Annotated in this window: 17 protein-coding genes; 8 read left to right on the top strand and 9 right to left on the bottom strand. The window is 58.8% G+C overall.

Going from position 1 to position 20,241, the window contains the following annotated elements; all coding sequences use genetic code 11:
- Nucleotides 1-100 precede the first annotated feature (100 nt).
- Complete coding sequence (locus AC2FLD_RS08750) at nucleotides 101-1,759, bottom strand: NAD+ synthase (protein WP_496668653.1); 1,659 nt, start codon at nucleotides 1,757-1,759, stop codon at nucleotides 101-103.
- A 153-nt stretch (nucleotides 1,760-1,912) separates the two neighbouring features.
- On the opposite strand from AC2FLD_RS08750, the gene AC2FLD_RS08745 reads away from it, so the two are divergent.
- Entirely contained in the window at nucleotides 1,913-3,391 is a 1,479-nt protein-coding gene (locus AC2FLD_RS08745) for an MORN repeat-containing protein (RefSeq protein ID WP_496668651.1), read from the top strand.
- Between the two features lie 4 nt (nucleotides 3,392-3,395).
- Here AC2FLD_RS08745 and AC2FLD_RS08740 read toward each other — a convergent pair whose 3' ends face one another.
- Entirely contained in the window at nucleotides 3,396-4,061 is a 666-nt protein-coding gene (locus AC2FLD_RS08740; protein ID WP_496668649.1) for an SDR family NAD(P)-dependent oxidoreductase, read from the bottom strand.
- Between the two features lie 291 nt (nucleotides 4,062-4,352).
- Here AC2FLD_RS08740 and AC2FLD_RS08735 point away from each other — a divergent pair, with 291 nt between their 5' ends.
- A complete protein-coding gene (locus AC2FLD_RS08735; protein ID WP_496668647.1) occupies nucleotides 4,353-5,921 on the top strand; it encodes a 2-isopropylmalate synthase in 1,569 nt (522 codons plus the stop codon).
- Nucleotides 5,922-6,089: 168 nt separating this feature from the next.
- Here the strand turns inward: AC2FLD_RS08735 and rlmJ are convergent, their stop codons facing one another.
- The gene (rlmJ, locus tag AC2FLD_RS08730; RefSeq protein WP_496668645.1) at nucleotides 6,090-6,875 is read right to left on the bottom strand and encodes a 23S rRNA (adenine(2030)-N(6))-methyltransferase RlmJ; all 786 of its coding nucleotides are present in this window, start codon (nucleotides 6,873-6,875) and stop codon (nucleotides 6,090-6,092) included.
- A gap of 155 nt (nucleotides 6,876-7,030) precedes the next feature.
- On the opposite strand from rlmJ, the gene AC2FLD_RS08725 reads away from it, so the two are divergent.
- The 6 genes from AC2FLD_RS08725 to AC2FLD_RS08700 are packed head-to-tail and all read left to right on the top strand — an operon-like array spanning nucleotide 7,031 to nucleotide 13,597.
- Entirely contained in the window at nucleotides 7,031-8,077 is a 1,047-nt protein-coding gene (locus tag AC2FLD_RS08725) for a rod shape-determining protein (protein ID WP_039523195.1), read from the top strand.
- Nucleotides 8,078-8,135: 58 nt separating this feature from the next.
- Nucleotides 8,136-9,038 carry a rod shape-determining protein MreC gene (gene mreC / locus AC2FLD_RS08720; RefSeq protein WP_050604118.1) on the top strand — a complete coding sequence of 301 codons (903 nt, stop codon included), beginning with the start codon at nucleotides 8,136-8,138 and terminating at the stop codon, nucleotides 9,036-9,038.
- Nucleotides 9,031-9,567, top strand: coding sequence for a rod shape-determining protein MreD (locus AC2FLD_RS08715; protein WP_496668643.1), 537 nt, complete (start codon nucleotides 9,031-9,033; stop codon nucleotides 9,565-9,567). Before mreC ends, AC2FLD_RS08715 begins: the two co-directional genes overlap by 8 nt.
- Nucleotides 9,564-11,513, top strand: coding sequence for a penicillin-binding protein 2 (gene mrdA / locus AC2FLD_RS08710; protein WP_496668641.1), 1,950 nt, complete (start codon nucleotides 9,564-9,566; stop codon nucleotides 11,511-11,513). The genes AC2FLD_RS08715 and mrdA overlap by 4 nt, the downstream gene beginning before the upstream one ends.
- Nucleotides 11,510-12,649 carry a rod shape-determining protein RodA gene (gene rodA, locus AC2FLD_RS08705; protein WP_050604115.1) on the top strand — a complete coding sequence of 380 codons (1,140 nt, stop codon included), beginning with the start codon at nucleotides 11,510-11,512 and terminating at the stop codon, nucleotides 12,647-12,649. The genes mrdA and rodA overlap by 4 nt, the downstream gene beginning before the upstream one ends.
- A gap of 15 nt (nucleotides 12,650-12,664) precedes the next feature.
- Nucleotides 12,665-13,597, top strand: a complete 933-nt coding sequence (locus AC2FLD_RS08700; protein ID WP_496668639.1) for a 2-hydroxyacid dehydrogenase — start codon at nucleotides 12,665-12,667, stop codon at nucleotides 13,595-13,597.
- Nucleotides 13,598-13,599: 2 nt separating this feature from the next.
- On the opposite strand, the gene AC2FLD_RS08695 is transcribed toward AC2FLD_RS08700, so the two are convergent.
- The 6 genes from AC2FLD_RS08695 to AC2FLD_RS08670 all read right to left on the bottom strand — a co-directional run bounded on the left by AC2FLD_RS08695 (nucleotide 13,600) and on the right by AC2FLD_RS08670 (nucleotide 20,170).
- Entirely contained in the window at nucleotides 13,600-15,615 is a 2,016-nt protein-coding gene (locus tag AC2FLD_RS08695; RefSeq protein ID WP_496668638.1) for a M3 family metallopeptidase, read from the bottom strand.
- A 75-nt stretch (nucleotides 15,616-15,690) separates the two neighbouring features.
- Nucleotides 15,691-16,740 (bottom strand): HesA/MoeB/ThiF family protein, encoded by a 1,050-nt coding sequence (locus AC2FLD_RS08690; RefSeq protein ID WP_496668637.1) that lies wholly within the window; start codon nucleotides 16,738-16,740, stop codon nucleotides 15,691-15,693.
- A complete protein-coding gene (gene dut, locus AC2FLD_RS08685; protein ID WP_496668636.1) occupies nucleotides 16,740-17,195 on the bottom strand; it encodes a dUTP diphosphatase in 456 nt (151 codons plus the stop codon). Before dut ends, AC2FLD_RS08690 begins: the two co-directional genes overlap by 1 nt.
- Before the next feature lie 15 nt (nucleotides 17,196-17,210).
- Nucleotides 17,211-18,407 (bottom strand): bifunctional phosphopantothenoylcysteine decarboxylase/phosphopantothenate--cysteine ligase CoaBC, encoded by a 1,197-nt coding sequence (gene coaBC, locus AC2FLD_RS08680; protein WP_496668635.1) that lies wholly within the window; start codon nucleotides 18,405-18,407, stop codon nucleotides 17,211-17,213.
- 63 nt (nucleotides 18,408-18,470) lie between these two features.
- Nucleotides 18,471-19,295 (bottom strand): ChaN family lipoprotein, encoded by an 825-nt coding sequence (locus tag AC2FLD_RS08675; RefSeq protein ID WP_496668634.1) that lies wholly within the window; start codon nucleotides 19,293-19,295, stop codon nucleotides 18,471-18,473.
- Entirely contained in the window at nucleotides 19,292-20,170 is an 879-nt protein-coding gene (locus tag AC2FLD_RS08670) for an RNA polymerase factor sigma-32 (RefSeq protein WP_050604108.1), read from the bottom strand. The genes AC2FLD_RS08675 and AC2FLD_RS08670 overlap by 4 nt, the downstream gene beginning before the upstream one ends.
- Between the last annotated feature and the right edge of the window lie 71 nt (nucleotides 20,171-20,241).

The raw sequence follows: 20,241 nt of genomic DNA, 5'->3' as shown, positions 1-20,241 counted from the left end.
GCTGTAACCGCCTCAAATCAAACCTCATTTCCCACGAAATAGGCACAATCACCCTGAGGGTTAGGTACTGTTTCCGCAGGCTTCAACTCAAACCCGAAACTCAGGTCCGATCGCGCCAGCGATTCACAATTGGATAGCGCCGATCCAGCCAGAACGCCCGCTTGCTAAGGCGCGTCCCTGGAGCGGACTGGAACCGCTTGTATTCACTGATATAGATCAGGTGCTCGACCCGCTGCGCCTCTGCTTCGTCATACCCGGCCGCAACGCAATCGGCGATGGATCCATCCTGATCGACAAGGATCTCAAGGATACCGTCCAACACCGGATAATCTGGCAGGCTGTCGCTGTCTTTCTGATCTTCCCGCAACTCTGCGCTTGGCGGTTTGTCGATGACCGAGGGGCGGATCACCTCGCCCTCGGGGCCCATCATCCAGTCGCGATGATTGGCATTGCGCCAGCGGCACGTTTCAAACACGCGCGTTTTGTACAGGTCTTTGATCGGGTTATAGCCGCCGTTCATGTCCCCATAGATCGTGGCATACCCCACTGCGACCTCGGATTTGTTGCCGGTGGTCAACAGCATTTCACCGAACTTGTTCGAGATCGCCATCAGCAGCAGCCCGCGCAGGCGGGACTGAATGTTTTCCTCGGTCAGCCCGTCGTCCAAACCTTCGAACAAAGGGGCCAAAGTATTTGTTACCGCTGCCCGGCCTTCGGAAATCGACACAAAATCGTAGTGCACGCCCAATGCCTTGGCGACGGCTTCTGCATCGTCAAGCGAGGCCTGGCTGGTGTACTCCGACGGCAACATCACGCAACGCACGTTGTCGGCCCCGATGGCATCGACCGCGATTACCGCCACCAACGCGGAATCGACGCCCCCAGACAGGCCCAGAAGCGCCTTTTTGAAACCCGTCTTGCCCATGTAGTCGCGCAGCGATTGCACCATCGCGCAATAATCCTGTTCCCACACACTTGGCTGAGGAACAATTTCGGCAGTGACGATCCGCCAACCATCGTCACCACGCTCAAGGTCAACCTGAGAGACAGTTTCGTCAAATACAGGCATCCGAAAGGCCAGCTCTCCGCCCGGATTCAGGCCAAAGCTGGCCCCGTCAAAGACCTGATCGTCCTGCCCGCCAACCATGTTGAGATAGATCAGTGGCAAACCGGTTTCGACCACCCGTGCCACCATATGGTTGAGGCGCACGTCGTATTTGTCGCGGAAATAGGGCGATCCGTTGGGGATCAGCAAAAACTCGGCCCCGGTTTCTTCAAGTGTTTCCGCCACGTCCGGGTGCCACCCGTCCTCGCAGATTGGGCTGCCAATTCGGAAGTTTCCAACTGAATAGGGCCCGCCCAGAGGACCGGCATCATACAGGCGCACTTCGTCAAACACGGTTTCGTTCGGCAGATGATGTTTCAAAACCTTGCTGGTGATCCGCCCGTTCTTGAGGATCAGGTAGGCATTGAACAGTTTGCCCTCTTCGGACCAGGGCGCGCCTATGGAAATCGCGGGGCCGTCTGAACACGTCTTGGCCAACGCCTCGACCGCGGCCATGGCTGCACGGTGAAACACCGGCTTCTGGACCAAATCCTGCGTGTTGTACCCGGTGATGAACATCTCGGGAAAGGCCACCAGATCAGCACCGGCTGCCTTGCCTTTCTCCCACGCGGAAACGGCCTTGGCTGCGTTGCCTTCGATGTCGCCCACAGTCGGGTTCAGTTGCGCCAAAGTGATGCGGAAACGGTCGGCCATGCTGCCCTCTTGCCTCGTCAGTCCTATTGCCATTTAGCAGATCACCGCGCGAGTAAAAGGCCAATGCGGCAAAAGCCGTTGCCCTGCCCTCGACGGTATCCTAGTTTTGCGCGCAAAGATGCAACCAGCGATGACCCGGCAGGCAGGATAAAAATGAACGTAATCCGATACACGATTCTGGCAGCGGGGATGAGTCTGGCTGCGACGGCGTTTGCTCAGGACGGAACTGTCATCGTAAAGGATGACGAGGTTGGCGGTGTCTATGAAGGCACCTATGAAAACGGGTTGCGCCACGGGACGGGAACATACCGGCTGCCCAACGGGTTTGAATATACTGGCCAATGGGTCGAGGGCGAGATTCAGGGCCAGGGCGTCACCCGCTATCCCGACGGATCGATCTATGAAGGCAGTTTTGCCAAGGGCCAGCCCGAAGGGCGCGGCAAGATCGTCTACGCCAATGGCAGCAGCTATGACGGCGAATGGTCCAACGGGTCGATCAACGGCACAGGTGTTGCACAATTTGCAAACGGCACACGCTATGAAGGTGAGTTCGAAAACGCCCAGCGGCACGGCAAAGGCGTTCTGACCTATCCCGACGGATACATCTATGATGGCGACTGGGTTGACGGTCAGCGGCAAGGTAAGGCCAAAATCACTTATGCAGATGGCAGTGTGTATGAAGGTGATGTCAGTGCTGGCTTGCGCAATGGCACAGGCATGCAAACCATGCCCGACGGTATGATCTATTCCGGTGAATGGGCTCAGGATCAGATCACTGGCACCGGTCGTCTGACCTATGCCAATGGCGATGTATACGAAGGTGATCTGGTGGAAGGGCGCCGTCAGGGCAAAGGCAAAGTGACCCACGCGCAAGGCGACGTATATGAAGGCAATTTTGTCGATGATCGCCGTCAGGGCAAGGGCACGTTCACCGGTACGGATGGATTTGTGTATACCGGCGACTGGAACCAAGGACAGATCGAAGGCCTGGGAGAGCTGACCTATCCCGATGGCTCGGTCTACGTTGGCGATTTTGTTGCTGATCTGGCCGAGGGGACCGGCCGCATCACGTATCCCGATGGGTCAACCTATGAAGGCGATTGGATTGCGGGCGTGATCGAGGGTCAGGGCACGGCCACCTATGCCAACGGTATGATCTACAAGGGCCAGTTCAAGAACGCGCAAAGCCACGGCAAGGGTGTGGTGACACGTGCGGACGGGTCGGTCTATGACGGTGAATGGATCGATGGTGTTCGGCAGGGAAAGGGCAAAGCGACCTATTCCGACGGGACAGTCTATACCGGTGATTTCCTGAACGGAAAACGGCATGGCAAAGGGGAAATTGTGACCCCTGCCGGGTTCAAATTCGTAGGCGACTGGTCCGAGGGCAAGATCGAAGGCGAGGGCGTCGCCACCTATTCAAACGGCGATGTGTATGAAGGCAACTTTGTCGACAACAAACGGCAGGGCAGCGGAACGATGCGCTATGCCAATGGGCAGGAAGAAACCGGCATCTGGGAAAACGGAGTGTTGCCGGGCGGGGCTTCTGAACAGCAAAGCGAATCAGATGCTCAAGATCCACAGCCTGCGCCTGATGATCCAGCCGAAGCGCCCGAGGCATCCGACGGGTAAGCCCTCACCAAGGAACGGGCTGCCCGGCCCAATCGAAAAACCCGCCGGTATCTGTCGGTGTGAGCCCATTGATCACGGACAACAGATTCTGAGCGGCGTCTTCAGGCTCTACAGCGGGATGCCGGTTCAGGTATTTCTGTGTGAACGCAGTTTTCACGGTTCCCGGGTGCAGGGCGACGCAAATCGCCTGTTTATGCGTGCGCGATAGCTCGATGGCCGCGGTATGAACAACCTGATTAACTGCGGCCTTGGCGGCCCGGTAGCTGATCCAGCCCCCCATCCGATTGTCCCCTATGGACCCCACGCGCGCCGACAGGACCGCGAAAACCGATCGTTCCTTGCGGGGCAACAGCTTATGCGACCGGCTCAGGACCAAAGCCGGACCAACCGTGTTGAGGGCAAACTGATCCATCATCGCCTTGGCCGAAACCGCACGAATTGTCTTTTCCGGTGCAGCCCCTTCGATCTCCAACGCCCCCGACGCGACCAGAATCAAGTCAAACGGGCCTGCCTGCCCATCAAGTATCTGCAAAGCGTGATCCGGATCGGTTAGATCGAACCCGTCCAATGACCGCGACAGGCCCGTCACCGAAATGCCCTGCGTTTCCAAGATGGTGCGGACCGCTGCGCCAATTCCGCCCGAGGCTCCGATGATCAATGCTGTTTTCATCTGCATCCAGCTAGCTGCGCGGATGGCACAATCAAGTTGGGCTGGAATGAGAAAGCTAGCGGATGACCTTTTGGACGCAAATTGGTCTTTTCATTCCCGGCGGGCTCTGTATAACCTCAATCCCATGATCAACCATGCAAATATCCTTTGTGTCGACACCGCCCTGCGCGGTGCGTCTCAGCGTGGCCTACTGATCCTAATCCGCCTCTGAGCGTGCCATCCGGCGCGCCCGCTCAGAGGAGGACGCCAGCGCGCCAATAAGGCTTTAGGACAGACAAGAAAGAGATTCCCATGACCAACGTGACCGACCAAGACCGCGTCTTGATCTTTGACACCACTTTGCGCGACGGCGAGCAGAGCCCCGGCGCCACCATGACCCATGACGAAAAGCTGGAAATCGCCGAGCTTCTGGACGAGATGGGCGTCGACATCATCGAAGCCGGCTTTCCAATTGCGTCCGAAGGTGATTTCAAAGCGGTATCCGAGATTGCCCAACGCGCGAAGAACAGCCGCATCTGCGGTCTGGCCCGTGCCAATATTGCCGACATTGATCGTTGTTGGGAAGCGGTGAAACACGCCGAAAAGAACCGGATTCACACTTTCATCGGCACCTCTCCGCTGCACCGCGCCATTCCAAACCTGACAATGGATGAGATGGCCGAAAAAATCCACGAAACGGTCAGCCACGCGCGCAACCTGTGCGAAAACGTTCAGTGGTCACCGATGGATGCGACCCGGACGGAATGGGACTATCTGTGCCGCGTGATCGAGATTGCGATCAAAGCCGGGGCAACCACGATCAACATCCCCGACACGGTGGGATACACCGCGCCCATAGAGTCTGCTGACCTGATCAAACGTCTGATCGAAACGGTTCCGGGCGCGGGTGAGGTAATCTTCGCCACCCACTGCCACAATGACCTTGGCATGGCGACCGCGAACTCGCTGGCCGCCGTCGCAGGAGGCGCGCGCCAGATCGAATGCACCATCAACGGGCTGGGCGAACGTGCTGGCAACACAGCGTTGGAAGAGGTCGTCATGGCCCTGCGCACCCGCAATGACATCATGCCGTGGCACACCGGTATCGACACCACCAAGATTATGCACATCTCGCGCAGGGTGGCGACCGTGTCGGGCTTCAGCGTGCAGTTCAACAAGGCCATCGTCGGCAAGAACGCCTTTGCCCATGAAAGCGGCATCCATCAGGACGGGATGCTCAAGAACCGCGAAAACTTTGAAATCATGCGCCCCGAGGACATTGGCCTCTCCGGTACATCTCTGCCGTTGGGCAAACACTCGGGCCGCGCTGCGCTGCGCGACAAGCTCGAGACCTTGGGTTTTGAGGTCGGTGACAACCAACTCAAAGACATCTTTGTGCGGTTCAAGGATCTGGCTGATCGCAAGAAAGAGGTGTTTGACGACGACCTGATCGCGTTGATGACAATGGATGAACACGATGACTTCCTGCAGCTTGTCTCGATGAAAGTGACCTGCGGCACGGGTGGTCAGGCGGAAGCGACCGTTGAATTGGAAATGGACGGCAAGGACATTGTCGCCACTGAACATGGTGACGGACCGGTGGACGCGACCTTCAAAGCGATCCGGGCAATCTATCCTAATACAGCGCGGCTGCAGCTGTATCAGGTGCACGCGGTCACCGAAGGCACCGATGCGCAGGCCACCGTTTCTGTTCGCCTGAGCGAGGACGGCATGATCGCTACAGGTCAGTCGGCCAATACAGACACGGTCGTTGCCTCGGCCAAAGCATATATCCATGCATTGAACCGCCTGATCATGCGGCGAGAAAAGGCCGGTCCGGGCGCAGACGCGCGTGAGATCAGCTACAAAGATCTGACCTGAACGGACCAAAGGCTCCCGCACCCGCGGCGGACCGGCTTCGCCGTCCGTTCTTAGGTTTTGGGCCTGGCCGTGCGCTTATATCGCACGGCCAGGCCCAATTTGTTTGACGGCATCTTTGATGCAGACCAACGAGGCAGAAGCCGCCGGTACGGTTCACCAAACCGGTGTTCAAAGCTGGCCGAACAAGGCGGACAGACGATCCATTTCATCTTTGATGCCAAATGGGGCGTTGATGATGAACATCCCAGATCCGATCATCCGGTGCCCTTCCCGAACCGGAGGGAACGTCACCTCGTGACAGGCTGCTTTGGGGTAGCTTTGCGACTTCAGCGCGCGGATCATGGGCAGGTGGCGCTTGTCCATCAGGATTGGATACCACAGCGCGATGACCCCGACATTCCACTTGCGGTGCAGCTTGGCGATGATCCCGGGCAAGCGGTCATAATCGGTTTTGACCTCATAACTCGGGTCGATCAGCATCATTCCCCTGCGCGGTGTAGGTGGAAGCAATGACTGCGCCAGCGCAAAACCGTTTTGCTGGTAAACCCTGGCCCCATAGGGCGACATGGCCAACGCCAAAGCCGCATGTTCCTGCGGATGCAACTCTGCAAAATGCAGGCTGTCCTGATCCCGCAGCAGATTGGCCGCAACCAGAGGTGAGCCCGGATAAGCGGAAACGCCGTGACGGGCCTGCACGTTTTCCAAAACCTGCGCCATCGGATGGTCCGGTCCGAACCACCCTTCTTGCCGTGCCCGCTGAATCCCTGCAGCCGCCTCTCCGGTGCGCACGGCCTCGGCCGCATCCAGCTTGTACAAGCCCCGCCCGGAATGCGTTTCGACATAGCTGAGCGGCTTGTCCTTGCGCGTCAAATAATTCAGCACCCACGCCAGTAAAGCGTGCTTTTGGACATCAGCCAGATTGCCGGCGTGGTAAATGTGTTGATAAGAGAGCATTTTGCCTTCTAAAGTCCCATTCAATAAGGCGGAAAGGTGCTGATTGTCGCGGAATCAGCCCTTTTACCGGGCGTGATGGCACCCTATAAGTCATCCGTCCCGGAACCGTCGAGTCGCGGGCAGTAGAAAAACCGACATACAGGATCAGGGGAAACATGGGGATCTTTGGCAATCTGGGCGGCCTGTTCACAGCGGACATGGCTATCGACCTTGGAACAGCAAACACGCTGGTTTACGTCAAGGGGCGCGGTGTCATCCTGTCTGAACCCTCGGTGGTTGCCTATCACGTCAAGGACGGTGTGAAAAAAGTTCTCGCTGTCGGCGAAGACGCCAAGCTGATGCTGGGCCGAACCCCCGGTTCGATCGAAGCCATCCGCCCGATGCGCGAAGGTGTGATTGCCGACTTCGACACGGCGGAAGAGATGATCAAGCACTTCATCCGCAAGGTGCACAAACGTTCGACCTTCTCAAAACCAAAGATCATCGTCTGCGTGCCTCATGGTGCGACCCCGGTTGAAAAACGCGCAATTCGTCAGTCGGTTCTGTCCGCAGGCGCGCGTCGCGCGGGCCTCATTGCAGAACCGATTGCAGCGGCGATCGGCGCGGGTATGCCGATCACGGACCCGACCGGCAACATGGTCGTCGATATCGGTGGTGGTACGACCGAAGTTGCGGTTTTGTCGCTGGGTGACATCGTTTACGCCCGCTCGGTCCGCGTTGGTGGAGACCGTATGGACGAAGCAATCATCTCGTACCTGCGCCGACAGCAGAACCTGTTGGTCGGTGAATCCACGGCAGAACGGATCAAGACCACCATCGGCACCGCCCGTATGCCAGATGATGGCCGTGGTCAGTCGATGCACATCCGTGGGCGCGACTTGTTGAACGGTGTGCCCAAGGAAATCGAGATCAGCCAGGCGCAGGTTGCCGAAGCGCTCTCGGAACCTGTTCAGCAGATTTGCGAGGCGGTGATGACCGCTCTGGAAACCACTCCGCCCGATTTGGCTGCGGACATTGTGGACCGGGGCGTGATGCTGACCGGCGGTGGTGCGCTGCTGGGTGATCTGGATCTGGCCCTGCGTGAACAGACCGGTCTGGCCGTGTCGATTGCCGACGAAAGCCTGAATTGTGTGGCTTTGGGCACCGGTAAGGCGCTAGAATATGAAAAACAGCTGCGCCACGCGATTGACTACGAAAGCTAAGGCGCGCACCCTTTGCAAATAGGGTAAATTCGGCACGAGCAGCACGGGAAGGTAACCTGTGGCAAAAGACCGATCACAGCGCGATGACTACACAACCCCCTTGCGGCGCTTGCTGCTGGGCATCGTTATCCTGTGCCTTTTGGGAATCTTTCTGGTCTGGCGTATCGACAGTCCGCGCGTAGAACGGTTCCGCGCGCAAGTGGTGGATGCTGTGGTTCCTTCGATGGAATGGGCCATGGTTCCCGTGACCGCCGCCGTGAACCTTGTACGCGATTTCCAAAGCTATCAGCGCCTGAGCGAACAAAACCGTGAGCTGCGCAGCGAATTGCGCCTGATGCGCGCCTGGAAGGAAGCGGCGCTGCAACTGGAACAGGAAAACGCGCGGCTGCTCGATCTGAACAATGTGCGGCTTGACCCACGTCTGACCTATATCACCGGTGTTGTGATGGCTGACAGCGGCTCGCCCTTCCGGCAATCTGTTTTGCTGAATGTGGGTCAACGCGACGGCATCGTCGATGGATGGGCCACAATGGATGGCATCGGCCTGGTTGGGCGTATATCGGGCGTTGGCCCGGACACCGCCCGCGTTATTCTGGTGACAGATGCCACCAGCGCCATCCCCGCAACCATCCAGCCCTCGGGCCAGACCGCGTTGATCAAAGGGGACAACACGTCGGCACCCGTGGTCGAGTTCCTTGAAAATCGTGAACTGGTTCGTCCCGGAGATCGCGTCATTACATCCGGCGACGGCGGCGTGTTTCCGGCCGGATTGCTGGTCGGCCAGATCGCATCGGACCCAGGTGGTCGATTGCGCGTGCGTTTGTCGGCCGATTTCGAACGGCTGGAGTTTCTGCGGGTTCTGCGGTTCAACTCGGCCCCGACCATTCAAGACCCCGGCGGTATCGTCGGCCCCACCCGCCCCGAAGTCGCCCTGTCGCCCGAAGAGCTGAGCGATGGATAAGCCCACCTCACATAACTGGGCCATGCGTGGCCTTTATGCGGCGCTGGCCTTTATGGTGCTGTTCCTGCACTTGTTGCCTTTGGATGCACAACCCGGCCGTTGGCCCTTTCCTGACGTTCTGATTGCCCTGACCTTTGCCTGGGTGCTGCGCCGCCCCGACTATGTCCCAACCCTGCTGGTTGCTTTCGTCATGCTGATGGCGGATCTTCTACTGCAACGCCCACCGGGCCTTTTGGCAGCGTTGGTTGTCTTTGGATCAGCCTATCTGCGCTCGGCGGCGCCGGGTATGAAAGATACCGGTTTTTTCGGTGAATGGATGTCCGTTGGCGTGGTCATCACAGGTGTTTTTCTAGTGAACAGAGTCATTCTTTCAATCTTGTCCGTGCAACAGGCCGCGCTGTGGCCCGTATTGATCCAACTCGTGCTGACAATTGCCTGCTATCCGATCCTTGTGGCACTGAGCCAAGGCGTGTTTGGAGTTCGTCGCCTGTCTGCATCGGATGCCGGTGCGGTAGGAGGTCGGGCATGAAACCGCGCAAGCCCAAGTCTCAGGGTCTGGCCTATAAACGCCTGCCAAGGCGGGCACTGCTACTGGGTGGTCTGCAAGCGGCCTTTGTTGGCGGGCTGGCAGCACGTATGCGGTTCATGCAAGTGGACCAGGCCGATGAATATCGCCTGCTGGCCGAGGAAAACCGCATCAACATCCGCCTGATCCCCCCGAACCGCGGGCGAATCTACGACCGCAACGGGCAGATCATTGGGCAGAACTCGCCCTCGTACCGCATCGTCATAGTGCGCGAAGATGCAGGTGATGTGGACCAGGTGATCAGCAAATTGTCCGAACTGATCCCGCTGAATGATGACGAGATCGAACGGGCCCGGACCGAGATGCGCCGCTCGGCCCCGTTCCTGCCGGTCACGCTGGCCGATCAGGTCACGTGGGAAGACATATCGAAAGTTGCCGTCAACGCCCCGGCGCTACCGGGTGTCACACCCGAAGTAGGTCTGACGCGACAATATCCACGCTATGAGGATTTCGCCCATATCGTTGGTTATGTTGGGCCGGTCAGTGATTACGATCTCAGCCAGATCGAAGACCCTGAACCCGTTCTGCGAATCCCCCGATTTCAGATTGGCAAGGTGGGTCTTGAGGCGAAGCAAGAAATTTCATTGCGCGGCAAGGCCGGCGCCAAGCGAGTCGAGGTCAACGCGACCGGTCGTGTCATGCGCGAGCTGGACCGGCAAGAAGGCCAACCCGGAGCCGACTTGCAGCTGTCTGTCGACGCAGACCTGCAGCAATACGCTCAGGCCCGTCTGGCCGGGGAAAGCGCCGCCGCTGTCGTGATCGATTGTGAAACCGGTGACTTGCGCGCGATGGCCTCTGCGCCCAGTTTCGATCCAAACCTGTTCGTGCGTGGTATCTCGGTCGCGGACTACCGGATGCTGACGCAGGACAAGTACCGCCCGCTGGCGAATAAGACGGTCCAGGGCACTTATCCGCCGGGTTCGACCTTTAAGATGGTTACCGCGCTGGCCGCACTTGAGGCCGGTGTCATCGGCCCCGGCAACACCGTTTACTGCCCCGGCCATCTGAAAGTCGGCAGCCGCCGCTTCCACTGCTGGAAGCGCGGCGGACATGGCATGGTGGACCTCAATACATCACTGAAGCGCAGTTGCGACGTTTACTATTACGACGTGGCCTTGAAGGTTGGGATCGATAGAATTTCCGACATGTCGCGCACCTTGGGGCTAGGCATCAAGCACAACATCCCCATGTCTGCCGTGCGCGCCGGGTTGGCACCCAATCAGGAATGGAAACAACGGGTCCATGGCCAAGAGTGGCTTAGCGGCGATACCGCCAATGCGTCGATCGGGCAGGGATTCATGCTGGCCTCGCCCATGCAATTGGCGTTGATGACCGCTCGGATCGCCACAGGACGCGCGGTCTCGCCCCGTCTGGTGCGATCTGTCAACGGGGTTGAGCAGCCCAGCGGTGCGGGTGAGCCGCTTGAGATCAGCCCCACCAATCTCAAATATATCCGCGACGCGATGTGGTCTGTTTCGAACGACCGTCGCGGCACGGCTTATCGCAGCCGCATTATCGCAGAAGATTTCCGCATGGCGGGTAAAACCGGCACCAGCCAGGTGCGAAATATCACAAAAGCCGAACGTGCCGCCGGTGTGATCCGTAACGAGGATCTGCCCTGGGAACGCCGCGACCACGCGCTGTTCGTCAGTTTTGCCCCGTACGACAAACCCAAATACGCCATTGCGGTAGTGGTTGAACATGGCGGCGGCGGGTCCAAGGCCGCAGCCCCCGTGGCGCGGGATATTATGCTTCAAGCGCTCTATGACGGCACGCCTCCTCTCGATGCGTACCCCGTTGCGGATCGCGAGCGCATCAAGGAACAGCAAAAACGGCTTGAAGGCGACCGTCGGCCCAAAGCGCGTCCGGACGGAAAGGACCGCGCATGAGCTATCTTGAATATGCGGTCAAATCCACGCCGTCTGGGTTCCGAAAATTCCTGTACATGAACTGGCCGCTGACCCTGCTGCTGATCAGCACGGCCAGTGCGGGGTTCCTGATGCTGTATTCGGTCGCTGGCGGGTCGTGGACACCCTGGGCCGAGCCGCAAATGGAACGTTTCGGACTTGGCCTGACTGCGATGTTCATCATTGCGCTGGTGCCGATCTGGTTCTGGCGCAACATGTCCGTTCTGGCCTATCTGGGCTCAGTCGCGTTGCTGGTCTTTGTTGAACTGTTCGGGACCATCGGTATGGGCGCGCAGCGCTGGATCGACCTTGGTTTCATGCGCCTGCAACCCTCAGAAGTCATGAAGGTCGCGCTGGTCATGGTTCTGGCGGCCTATTACGACTGGTTGCCTTCGCACAAGACTTCTCGGCCGCTTTGGGTTTTTATCCCGGTGGCGCTAATCATCCTGCCCACGTTGTTGGTTCTGAAGCAACCGGACCTTGGTACGTCGATCCTGTTGTTGGCCGCAGGTGGCGGCTTGATGTTTCTCGCAGGTGTCCACTGGGCCTATTTTGCAGCCGTTATCGCAGCGGTTGTGGGGTTGATCGCCACTGTGTTCAATAGCCGAGGAACCGAATGGCAATTGCTCAAGGACTATCAGTTCCGCCGAATTGATACGTTTCTGGACCCCTCAACCGATCCACTAGGTGCCGGGTATCATATCACCCAATCCAAGATCGCCCTGGGGTCCGGGGGCTGGAACGGGCGCGGGTTTATGCAAGGGACACAGTCCCGGTTGAACTTTCTGCCTGAAAAGCACACCGACTTCATTTTCACGACGCTGGCGGAAGAGTTTGGATTTGTTGGCGGTATCACGCTGTTGATCCTCTACGCGCTGATCCTTTTGTTCTGTATGGTTACAGCTTTGGCAACCAAGGATCGGTTTTCTTCACTGGTCACTCTGGGCATTGCATTGAACTTCTTCCTGTTCTTTGCTGTCAACATGTCGATGGTGATGGGTATGGCCCCAGTCGTCGGCGTGCCGCTGCCAATGGTCAGCTATGGCGGCTCGGCCATGTTGGTTCTGATGGCCGCATTTGGCATCGTCCAAAGCGCACATATCCACCGTCCCCGCTGATTTGAAAGGCCCCTTATGCCCGTAAACGTCCTGTTTTCTGCGCGCCCTGCCCTTTGGCCTGTGTATGAACCGCTGCTGACGCAATATCTTGATGAGGCCGGTGTGGACGTCCAGCTTGGAACGGATTTTGAACCGGATCAGGTCGATTACGTAATCTACGCCCCAAATGGCGGGTTGAAGGATTTTGCACCCTTCACGCGTCTGAAAGCGGTACTGAGTCTCTGGGCCGGGGTCGAAAAGATCGCGGATAATGAAACGCTGACCGTTCCGCTGGCTCGGATGGTGGATCACGGGCTGACCCAGGGCATGACCGAATGGGTGGTGGGCCACGTGCTGCGCTATCATCTGGGGATGGACCGGCACATCACCGTACAGGATGGCGCATGGGGCCCGGACGCAATTCCATTGGCCCAGGACCGCAAGATCAGCGTTCTAGGTCTTGGTGCATTGGGCGAAGCTGCCGTCCGTGCGCTGGCGGCGCTTAACTTTCAAGTCACCGGTTGGAGCCGCACCGCCAAGGACATCCCCGGTGTGACCTGCCTGCATAGCCACGAAGGCCTCCGCCAAGCGCTTTCTCAGGCAGAGATCGTGGTGCTGTTGCTGCCCGATACCCCCGCCACAGAAAACGCGCTGAACGCCGAAACGCTGGCCTTGCTGCCCAAGGGTTCGCGGATCATTAACCCGGGTCGCGGCCCGCTGATCGACGACGAGGCGCTATTGGATGCCCTGAACACGGGTCAGATCGGCCACGCGACGCTGGACGTGTTCCGTGTCGAGCCCCTGCCCGCCGATCACCCCTATTGGGCGCATCCGAACGTCACTGTGACCCCTCACATCGCATCTGAAACCCGCCCGGTCACAGCCGCGCAGGTCATTTGCGAAAACATCCGACGTGGCGAGGCCGGTGAACCCTTTGTGCATCTGGTGGATCGCACTCTGGGCTACTGAACTCAGGCCGCGATCAAGCCGCGGCCCTTCAACAGGGCGTCCACACCCGGCAATCGACCCCGGAACGCCAGATACAGGTCTTCCGCCTCGCGCGACCCGCCGGTGGACAGGATATTGTCCTCTAGCGCCTTGGCACGTTCCGGATCAAAGGCACCACCCGCCTCTTCAAAGGCGGCAAAGGCATCTGCATCCATCACCTCGGACCACATGTAGCTGTAATAACCCGAGCTATAGCCATCACCCGCAAAGACATGCGCAAAATGCGGGGTCGCGTGGCGCATTCCGATGGCACGCGGCATCCCCAATTCCGCCAAAACTTCGGCCTGTCTTGCCATCGGGTCTGCCGGTGCCTCACCGTCGTGGAATGCCAGATCAACAAGGGCCGAGGCGACATATTCAACTGTCTGGAATCCTTGATCGAAATTGGCGGCGTTTAGTACCTTTTGCAGCATCTCTTGCGGCATCGGTTCGCCCGTTTCGGCATGCGTCGCAAACTCGGCCAGAACCTCGGGCACTTCCAACCAGTGTTCGTAAAGCTGGCTGGGCAATTCGACGAAATCGCGCGCCACGGACGTGCCCGAGATGCTTTCATAGGTCACATCGGACAGCATCTGATGCAGGGCATGGCCGAATTCATGGAACAGCGTCCGCGCGTCATCATAAGACAGCAAGGCGGGTTCACCTTTGGCGAAGTTGCAGACATTGATGACAACCGGTGCCTGAGCTTTCGGAAACTTGGCCTGCGCTCGCATCGCGCTGCACCAGGCACCAGACCGCTTGGAACCCCTGGCAAAGTAGTCACCGATAAAAACGGCAATGTGCTTCCCGTCACGTGTGACGTCCCAAGCTCGGCAGTCAGGGTGATGGAGCGGTACATCCAACGGTTTGAACTCCAACCCGAACAGCCGGTTGGCACATGCAAACGAAGCTTCGATCATACGATCCAGTTGCAAGTAAGGTTTCAACGCCGCCTCATCCAGATCGTGTTCCGCCTTGCGCCGTTTTTCGGCGTAGTAACGCCAATCCCAGGCTTCCAGCGGGCCATTGATGCCGTCTTCCTGCATCATCTGCGTCAGGATTTCAGCGTCGGCATCGGCGCGGGACTTGGCCGGTTCCCACACTTGCATCAACAACTCACGCACGCGGTCCGGCGTGCGGGCCATTTCGGTTTCCAGCTTATAATCGGCGAAAGTGTCATAGCCCAGCAGGTTGGCGCGTTCGTTGCGCAGCACCAAAATCTCAGCCGCAATGTCGCGGTTGTCAGTCTCTCCACCATTGGCCCCGCGCGCAGCCCAGGCGCGATAGGCCTTTTCACGCAGGTCCCGGCGGGGCGAGAACTGCAGGAATGGAACAATCAATGACCGCGACAGGGTAACAACTGGCCCCTCGGCATCCTTCTCTTGCCCAGCAGCGCGGGCCGCGTCCACGACAAATTCCGGCAGGCCCTGCAAATCCTCTTCGGTCAGATCCATGAACCAGTCTCGCTCATCCGCTAACAGGTTCTGCGTAAAGGATGTACCCAATGAGGCGAGACGCGATTTGATCTCTTGCATACGGGCGTCAGCGTCCCCTTCCAAGGCTGCACCAGCGCGCACGAAACCCCGATGAGTCAGCATCAGCACGCGGGCCTGTTCTTCGGAAAGGTTCAGATCATCACGCCGCGTCCAAAGGTCGGCAACGCGTTTGAACAGCGCCTTATTAGAGGAAATGCCTGAAAAATGTGCCGAAAGATTGGGGGAAAACTCCCGTTGCAGCTCTTCCCGCTTGGGATTGCTGTCTGCACCTGCGACAGTGAAAAAGACCGACAGAACCTTGTCCAGTTGCTCGCCTGCGGCCTCAAGCGCCTCAACCGTGTTGGCAAATGTAGGCACCTCTGGATTCGCTGCAATTGCGTCAATCTGGGCATTATGCGCTTTCATCGCCTTATCCAGCGCAGGCGAGAAATCATCATCCGAGATATCAGTGAAAGGCGCGATTTCGAATGGGGTGGTCCAATTGGACAGGATCGGATTGGTCATGCAGATCTCCTTTGACCCTATAGCTAAGTCGCCATGGCCGGGTGTTCCAGAACCCCAAGCCTGCGTAAAGAAATGTTAATCGTTTGCGGTACCGCAGACAGGGCAATCGGCGCGGCGGGTCAGAGTGATCTTGCGGCTTTCCCCGTACAGCGCGTCATAGATCAGCATCTCGCCGCGCAGCGCCATTCCTGCGCCCGTGATTACCTTGACCGCCTCAACTGCCATCATTGATCCAACAACACCCGGCAGCGGGCCGATCACACCAGCCTCGGAACAGGACGGGGCCAATCCGGGGGCCGGAGCTTCGGGGAAAATGCACTGATAGCAAGGGCTGCTATTGGCCGGGTCAAACACACTCAGCTGCCCCTCCCATTGCGACAAAGCCCCCGAGATCAATGGCTTGTCCAGCGCGACAGCCGTTCGGTTGGCCAGATAGCGGGTTTCAAAATTGTCGGTGCCGTCAAGAATCAGATCGAAGTCGGCAAACAGGTCGGTCGCGATCTCATCGCTCAACCGGCGATGATAAGGCAGAACCACCACGTTCGGGTTTTGCGCCTCCATCGCTTGCTGAGCCGAAAAAACCTTGGGCATCCCGATATCTGTATCCCGATGAATGACCTGCCGCTGCAGGTTGGCGTTCTCGACGACGTCGTCATCGATGATACCGATTGTGCCTACTCCAGCGGCCGCCAGATATTGCAAAGCGGGGGCACCCAAACCACCCGCGCCAATCACCAGAACCCGCGCCTTTTTCAGCTTTTTCTGACCCGGCCCGCCCAGTTCGCGCAAAACGATATGGCGGGCATAGCGGTCCAGCTCGGTCTCGGTAAATCGGTCGGTGGGCATGGCGGGTTCCTGGTCTGAAACTGACCCCGCGCGATTTCGCAGGGCTTTCAGAACTCTGCCATATAGCAAAATGATGGCCGCGAAACCCGCAAGGATCAGCCACATTGCAGCCGAGCCGCCCGTCGCCTGACGCAACGGATGTCCGTCGGGCAGAGTAAGATGAGACAGGATCACCCCCGCCAACAGCACACTGACCGAAACCACACGCGCTGTTTTTGACGTACCGGCCATATAGCCAACACCCCAAAGTCCCGCGGCCAGACCAAGAACAAGCAGCATCAGCCGCGCCCGGTTGAGCCGAAACCGCCAACCCCACGATCCGTATCGCCCAGCGCCCCGGTCAGTTCAAACTTGGCCTGCACGACCGGCGCGACCACAAGCTGCGCAATGCGGTCGCCATGGGCGATCTCGAACCGGTCCTGGCCTGCATTCATAACGATCACACCCAAGGGGCCGCGATAATCGCTGTCAATGGTGCCTGGCGTGTTGGGCAGTGTAATCCCGTGTTTCAATGCTAGACCCGAGCGGGGCCGAACCTGAACCTCATACCCTTGCGGGATTTCGATGCGCAGGCCGGTTGGAACCAGCGCCCGTTGACCGGGATCCAGAGCTATCGGCACGCCGTCGGGTAGATTAGCACGCACATCCGCGCCAGCCGCCCCTGACGTTTCATAAGATGGAAGCGCCACGGCGGGGTCTGCTCCGTCTTCACGGATTACTCGAATTGCAACCATGCCCTTGCCTTTCCTTCAGCCTGCCAATGCGTTTGCGATCTTTGCCGCCAGCCGCCGGGCAACTTCGTCCTTACCCAGACGCGGCCATTCCTCAGCTCCGCTGTCCGAGATCAGGATGACCGCATTCTCGGACCCACCCATAATGCCGGTTGGCGGGCTGACATCGTTGGCGACGATCCAATCGCAGCCTTTGCGCAACCGTTTGGCCGTTGCGTGTTCGACCACATCGTCCGTTTCAGCCGCAAAGCCAACCACCAGCGGTGGGCGGCCCACATCCATTCGGGATACTCGTTTCAGGATGTCCGGGTTTTCGGCAAATTCCAGTACAGGCAGGCCGTCGCGGCTTTTCTTCAGCTTCTTGTCCGACGCGCTGGCAACACGCCAATCCGCCACTGCTGCTGCGAACACGCCCGCGTCCACGGGCAGAGCCGCATCGACGGCATCCGACATCTGTTGCGCTGTCTCGACCGATACGACCTGCACACCCGCCGGAGGAGGCACATCTGCGGGGCCAGTGACAAAGATCACCTCGGCCCCCAAATCCGCCAGAGCACGCGCCACAGCGGCACCTTGCGCCCCGGACGACCGGTTCGCGATATAGCGTACCGGGTCAATCGGTTCGTGCGTTGGGCCAGAGGTCACCAGCACGCGCTTGCCCAGCAAAGGGCCCGCGGTTAGCTCCGCCTCAATCGCAGCCACAATTTCCAGCGGTTCGGACATGCGCCCGGGGCCGTACTCGCCACAGGCCATATCGCCCTCGTTCGGGCCGACAAAGCGCACGCCATCTTCCTGAAGCTGCTTCAGGTTGCGTTGCGTGGCCGGATGGTCCCACATACGCACATTCATTGCGGGCGCACACAGAACAGGTGTGTCGGTGGCCATCAGAAGGGTCGACGCCAAATCATTGGCCAGCCCAGCAGCCATCTTGCCCATCAGGTCCGCCGTTGCCGGGGCTACGATGATCAGGTCGGCCGAGCGTGACAATTGAATATGCCCCATCTCGGCCTCATCGGTCAGATCGAACAGATCGCGATACACCTTTTCACCTGCAAGCGCGGACACAGACAAGGGGGTCACAAATTCTTCCGCTGCGCCGGTCAGAACAGGCGTCACGGCGGCCCCACGCTCGCGCAGCCTGCGGATCAGGTCCAGCGACTTATAGGCCGCGATCCCGCCGCCGATGATCAGCAGAATGCGTTTGGATGACAGCATGTTCAGCCCTTCCTGTGCCGGTCGGCCCTGACATTAGGCAAGGCCCGCAGGTAGTTCCAGCGATTAATTCTGCACCTGAAACGCTGCACAAGGGTCTTCGCGCACTATCGTTGGACTGTCGATTACGATGTCGAAGTCACCATCAATGACGCCGTCTTCGGATTGTCCTACGGCAACCACCTTCCACCCCGGTTGAAGGCGGGCGAGATAGGTTGGGATACCCCGATCTGTCCGCGCATGGCCATTGCCTGTGATCACGGCAACCGGCCCTCCGGTTTCCTCCATCGCTCGCACGACTGCACGGGCCAGAACCGCATCGCGCAAGCGTTGGATCGCAACCATCTGAGGCAACATTTCAGCCGGCAGAGCATCGCAATGGGCGGCCAGTTGATCCGCCTCGCGCGCGGACTGTTCCTCGGGCGGCAGTGGCACGGTCAAGCCATACCGCGCTGCATCCGCGCCCAAAGCTGTCGCCGCCCCGCGTTCCATCGCGGCGCGCGCAGCCGTTCGGGGCACCATTGCCCCGTAAACTGGCGCACTTGAGGCTTGGAAAACGGGGTAATACATGCTGAGCGGCGGCCACCCGCTCTCGGCCCATTTCAGGATACGGCCCAGCTCATCAGGGTCAGAAACTGCCTTTTGCGACAGCCGTTGAGCGCCCTCTTCGGTCACCATCTCCCATACAACAGCCGAAGGCGACACAGCTTCAAGCGCTTCGGCCTGTACGTGGTGATGCCTGGGGTTGTCATGCACTTCGCCCAGGATCACGACATCAGCACCCCGCATCGCGGTCAGCGCGTTATCGGGTAACAAACCTTCTGACACCCCCGGTCGCGCTGAGGAAACCGTAAGGCTAAGAACACACACAAGAATCGCAAGATGTTTCATGCGATGAAGTGTTGCACCTCGCGCGACTGGGCTTCAAGGTTCTTACGCATTTTTGAAAAGGCCGCAGCCTCAAGCTGGCGCACGCGTTCCTTGGACAATCCCAGCTCATCGCCCAGGCTCTCCAACGTTCTGGCGGGCTCGCGCAGCTTACGCTCGCGCACGATGAAGCGTTCGCGATCGTTCAGCGCATACATCGCCGTCAGCAACCATTCGCGCAATTGCTCGGTATCGTGGCTGTGTTCAACCGCTTCAGCCGCTTGTTCGCGATCATCTTCTAATGCGTCGATCCATTCGCGGCCATCCTCGTCCGCCGACTGCACGGCGTTCAAAGAAAAATCCGAACCGGACAGACGCCCTTCCATCATCTCAACATCGCGCAGGGGAACGCCGATTTCCGTGGCGATCATCTGATGCAATTGGTGGCGATCCAACTCGAACCCCTCTGTTGCGGCCTCACGCTCCAACCGGGCCTGAACGCGCCGCATGTTGAAAAACAGCGATTTTTGAGCCGAGGTCGAACCCGTCCGCACCATGGACCAATTGCGCATAACATAATCCTGAATGCTCGCCTTGATCCACCAGACGGCATAGGTCGAAAAGCGCACGCCGCGGTCCGGGTCGAACTTGTCCGCAGCTTTCATCAGCCCCAAGCCCGCCTCTTGGATGAGGTCGTTCATCGGCGCGCCATAGCGTTTAAACTTGGCCGCCATCGAAATCGCCAGCCGCATATACGCCGTGATCAGCCGGTGCAGAGCCTTTTCATCACGCTCATCGCGCCATGCATAAGCCAGCTTGAGTTCCGTCTCCGCATCCAGCAGCTCGGCCTTCATCGCTTGCCGGGACATCGAAAAGTCTGTCGCATTATCCAGTGCCATAAACCTCTCCCGTGTTTGCAGGCGTTGGCCGGGCTTGCTTTGCCGACCTATGACCGATACGCAAAACAGCG

It is taken from the genome of Ruegeria sp. CDSA021, from assembly GCF_059612325.1.
Note: the sequence above shows the minus strand (reverse complement) of the source record. Positions and strands in the feature narration are given on the sequence as shown.

Bases quoted from the DNA above. Each gene is read 5' to 3' on its own strand.
- AC2FLD_RS08675 (WP_496668634.1), bottom strand. From the start codon at position 19,295: ATGAAACATCTTGCGATTCTTGTGTGTGTTCTTAGCCTTACGGTTTCC.
- mrdA (WP_496668641.1), top strand. From the start codon at position 9,564: ATGAAACCGCGCAAGCCCAAGTCTCAGGGTCTGGCCTATAAACGCCTG.
- dut (WP_496668636.1), bottom strand. From the start codon at position 17,195: ATGGTTGCAATTCGAGTAATCCGTGAAGACGGAGCAGACCCCGCCGTG.
- coaBC (WP_496668635.1), bottom strand. From the start codon at position 18,407: ATGCTGTCATCCAAACGCATTCTGCTGATCATCGGCGGCGGGATCGCG.
- AC2FLD_RS08670 (WP_050604108.1), bottom strand. From the start codon at position 20,170: ATGGCACTGGATAATGCGACAGACTTTTCGATGTCCCGGCAAGCGATG.
- AC2FLD_RS08695 (WP_496668638.1), bottom strand. From the start codon at position 15,615: ATGACCAATCCGATCCTGTCCAATTGGACCACCCCATTCGAAATCGCG.
- AC2FLD_RS08740 (WP_496668649.1), bottom strand. From the start codon at position 4,061: ATGAAAACAGCATTGATCATCGGAGCCTCGGGCGGAATTGGCGCAGCG.
- AC2FLD_RS08690 (WP_496668637.1), bottom strand. From the start codon at position 16,740: ATGCTGCTTGTTCTTGGTCTGGCCGCGGGACTTTGGGGTGTTGGCTAT.
- AC2FLD_RS08735 (WP_496668647.1), top strand. From the start codon at position 4,353: ATGACCAACGTGACCGACCAAGACCGCGTCTTGATCTTTGACACCACT.
- AC2FLD_RS08700 (WP_496668639.1), top strand. From the start codon at position 12,665: ATGCCCGTAAACGTCCTGTTTTCTGCGCGCCCTGCCCTTTGGCCTGTG.
- rlmJ (WP_496668645.1), bottom strand. From the start codon at position 6,875: ATGCTCTCTTATCAACACATTTACCACGCCGGCAATCTGGCTGATGTC.
- AC2FLD_RS08745 (WP_496668651.1), top strand. From the start codon at position 1,913: ATGAACGTAATCCGATACACGATTCTGGCAGCGGGGATGAGTCTGGCT.
- AC2FLD_RS08725 (WP_039523195.1), top strand. From the start codon at position 7,031: ATGGGGATCTTTGGCAATCTGGGCGGCCTGTTCACAGCGGACATGGCT.
- AC2FLD_RS08715 (WP_496668643.1), top strand. From the start codon at position 9,031: ATGGATAAGCCCACCTCACATAACTGGGCCATGCGTGGCCTTTATGCG.
- AC2FLD_RS08750 (WP_496668653.1), bottom strand. From the start codon at position 1,759: ATGGCCGACCGTTTCCGCATCACTTTGGCGCAACTGAACCCGACTGTG.
- rodA (WP_050604115.1), top strand. From the start codon at position 11,510: ATGAGCTATCTTGAATATGCGGTCAAATCCACGCCGTCTGGGTTCCGA.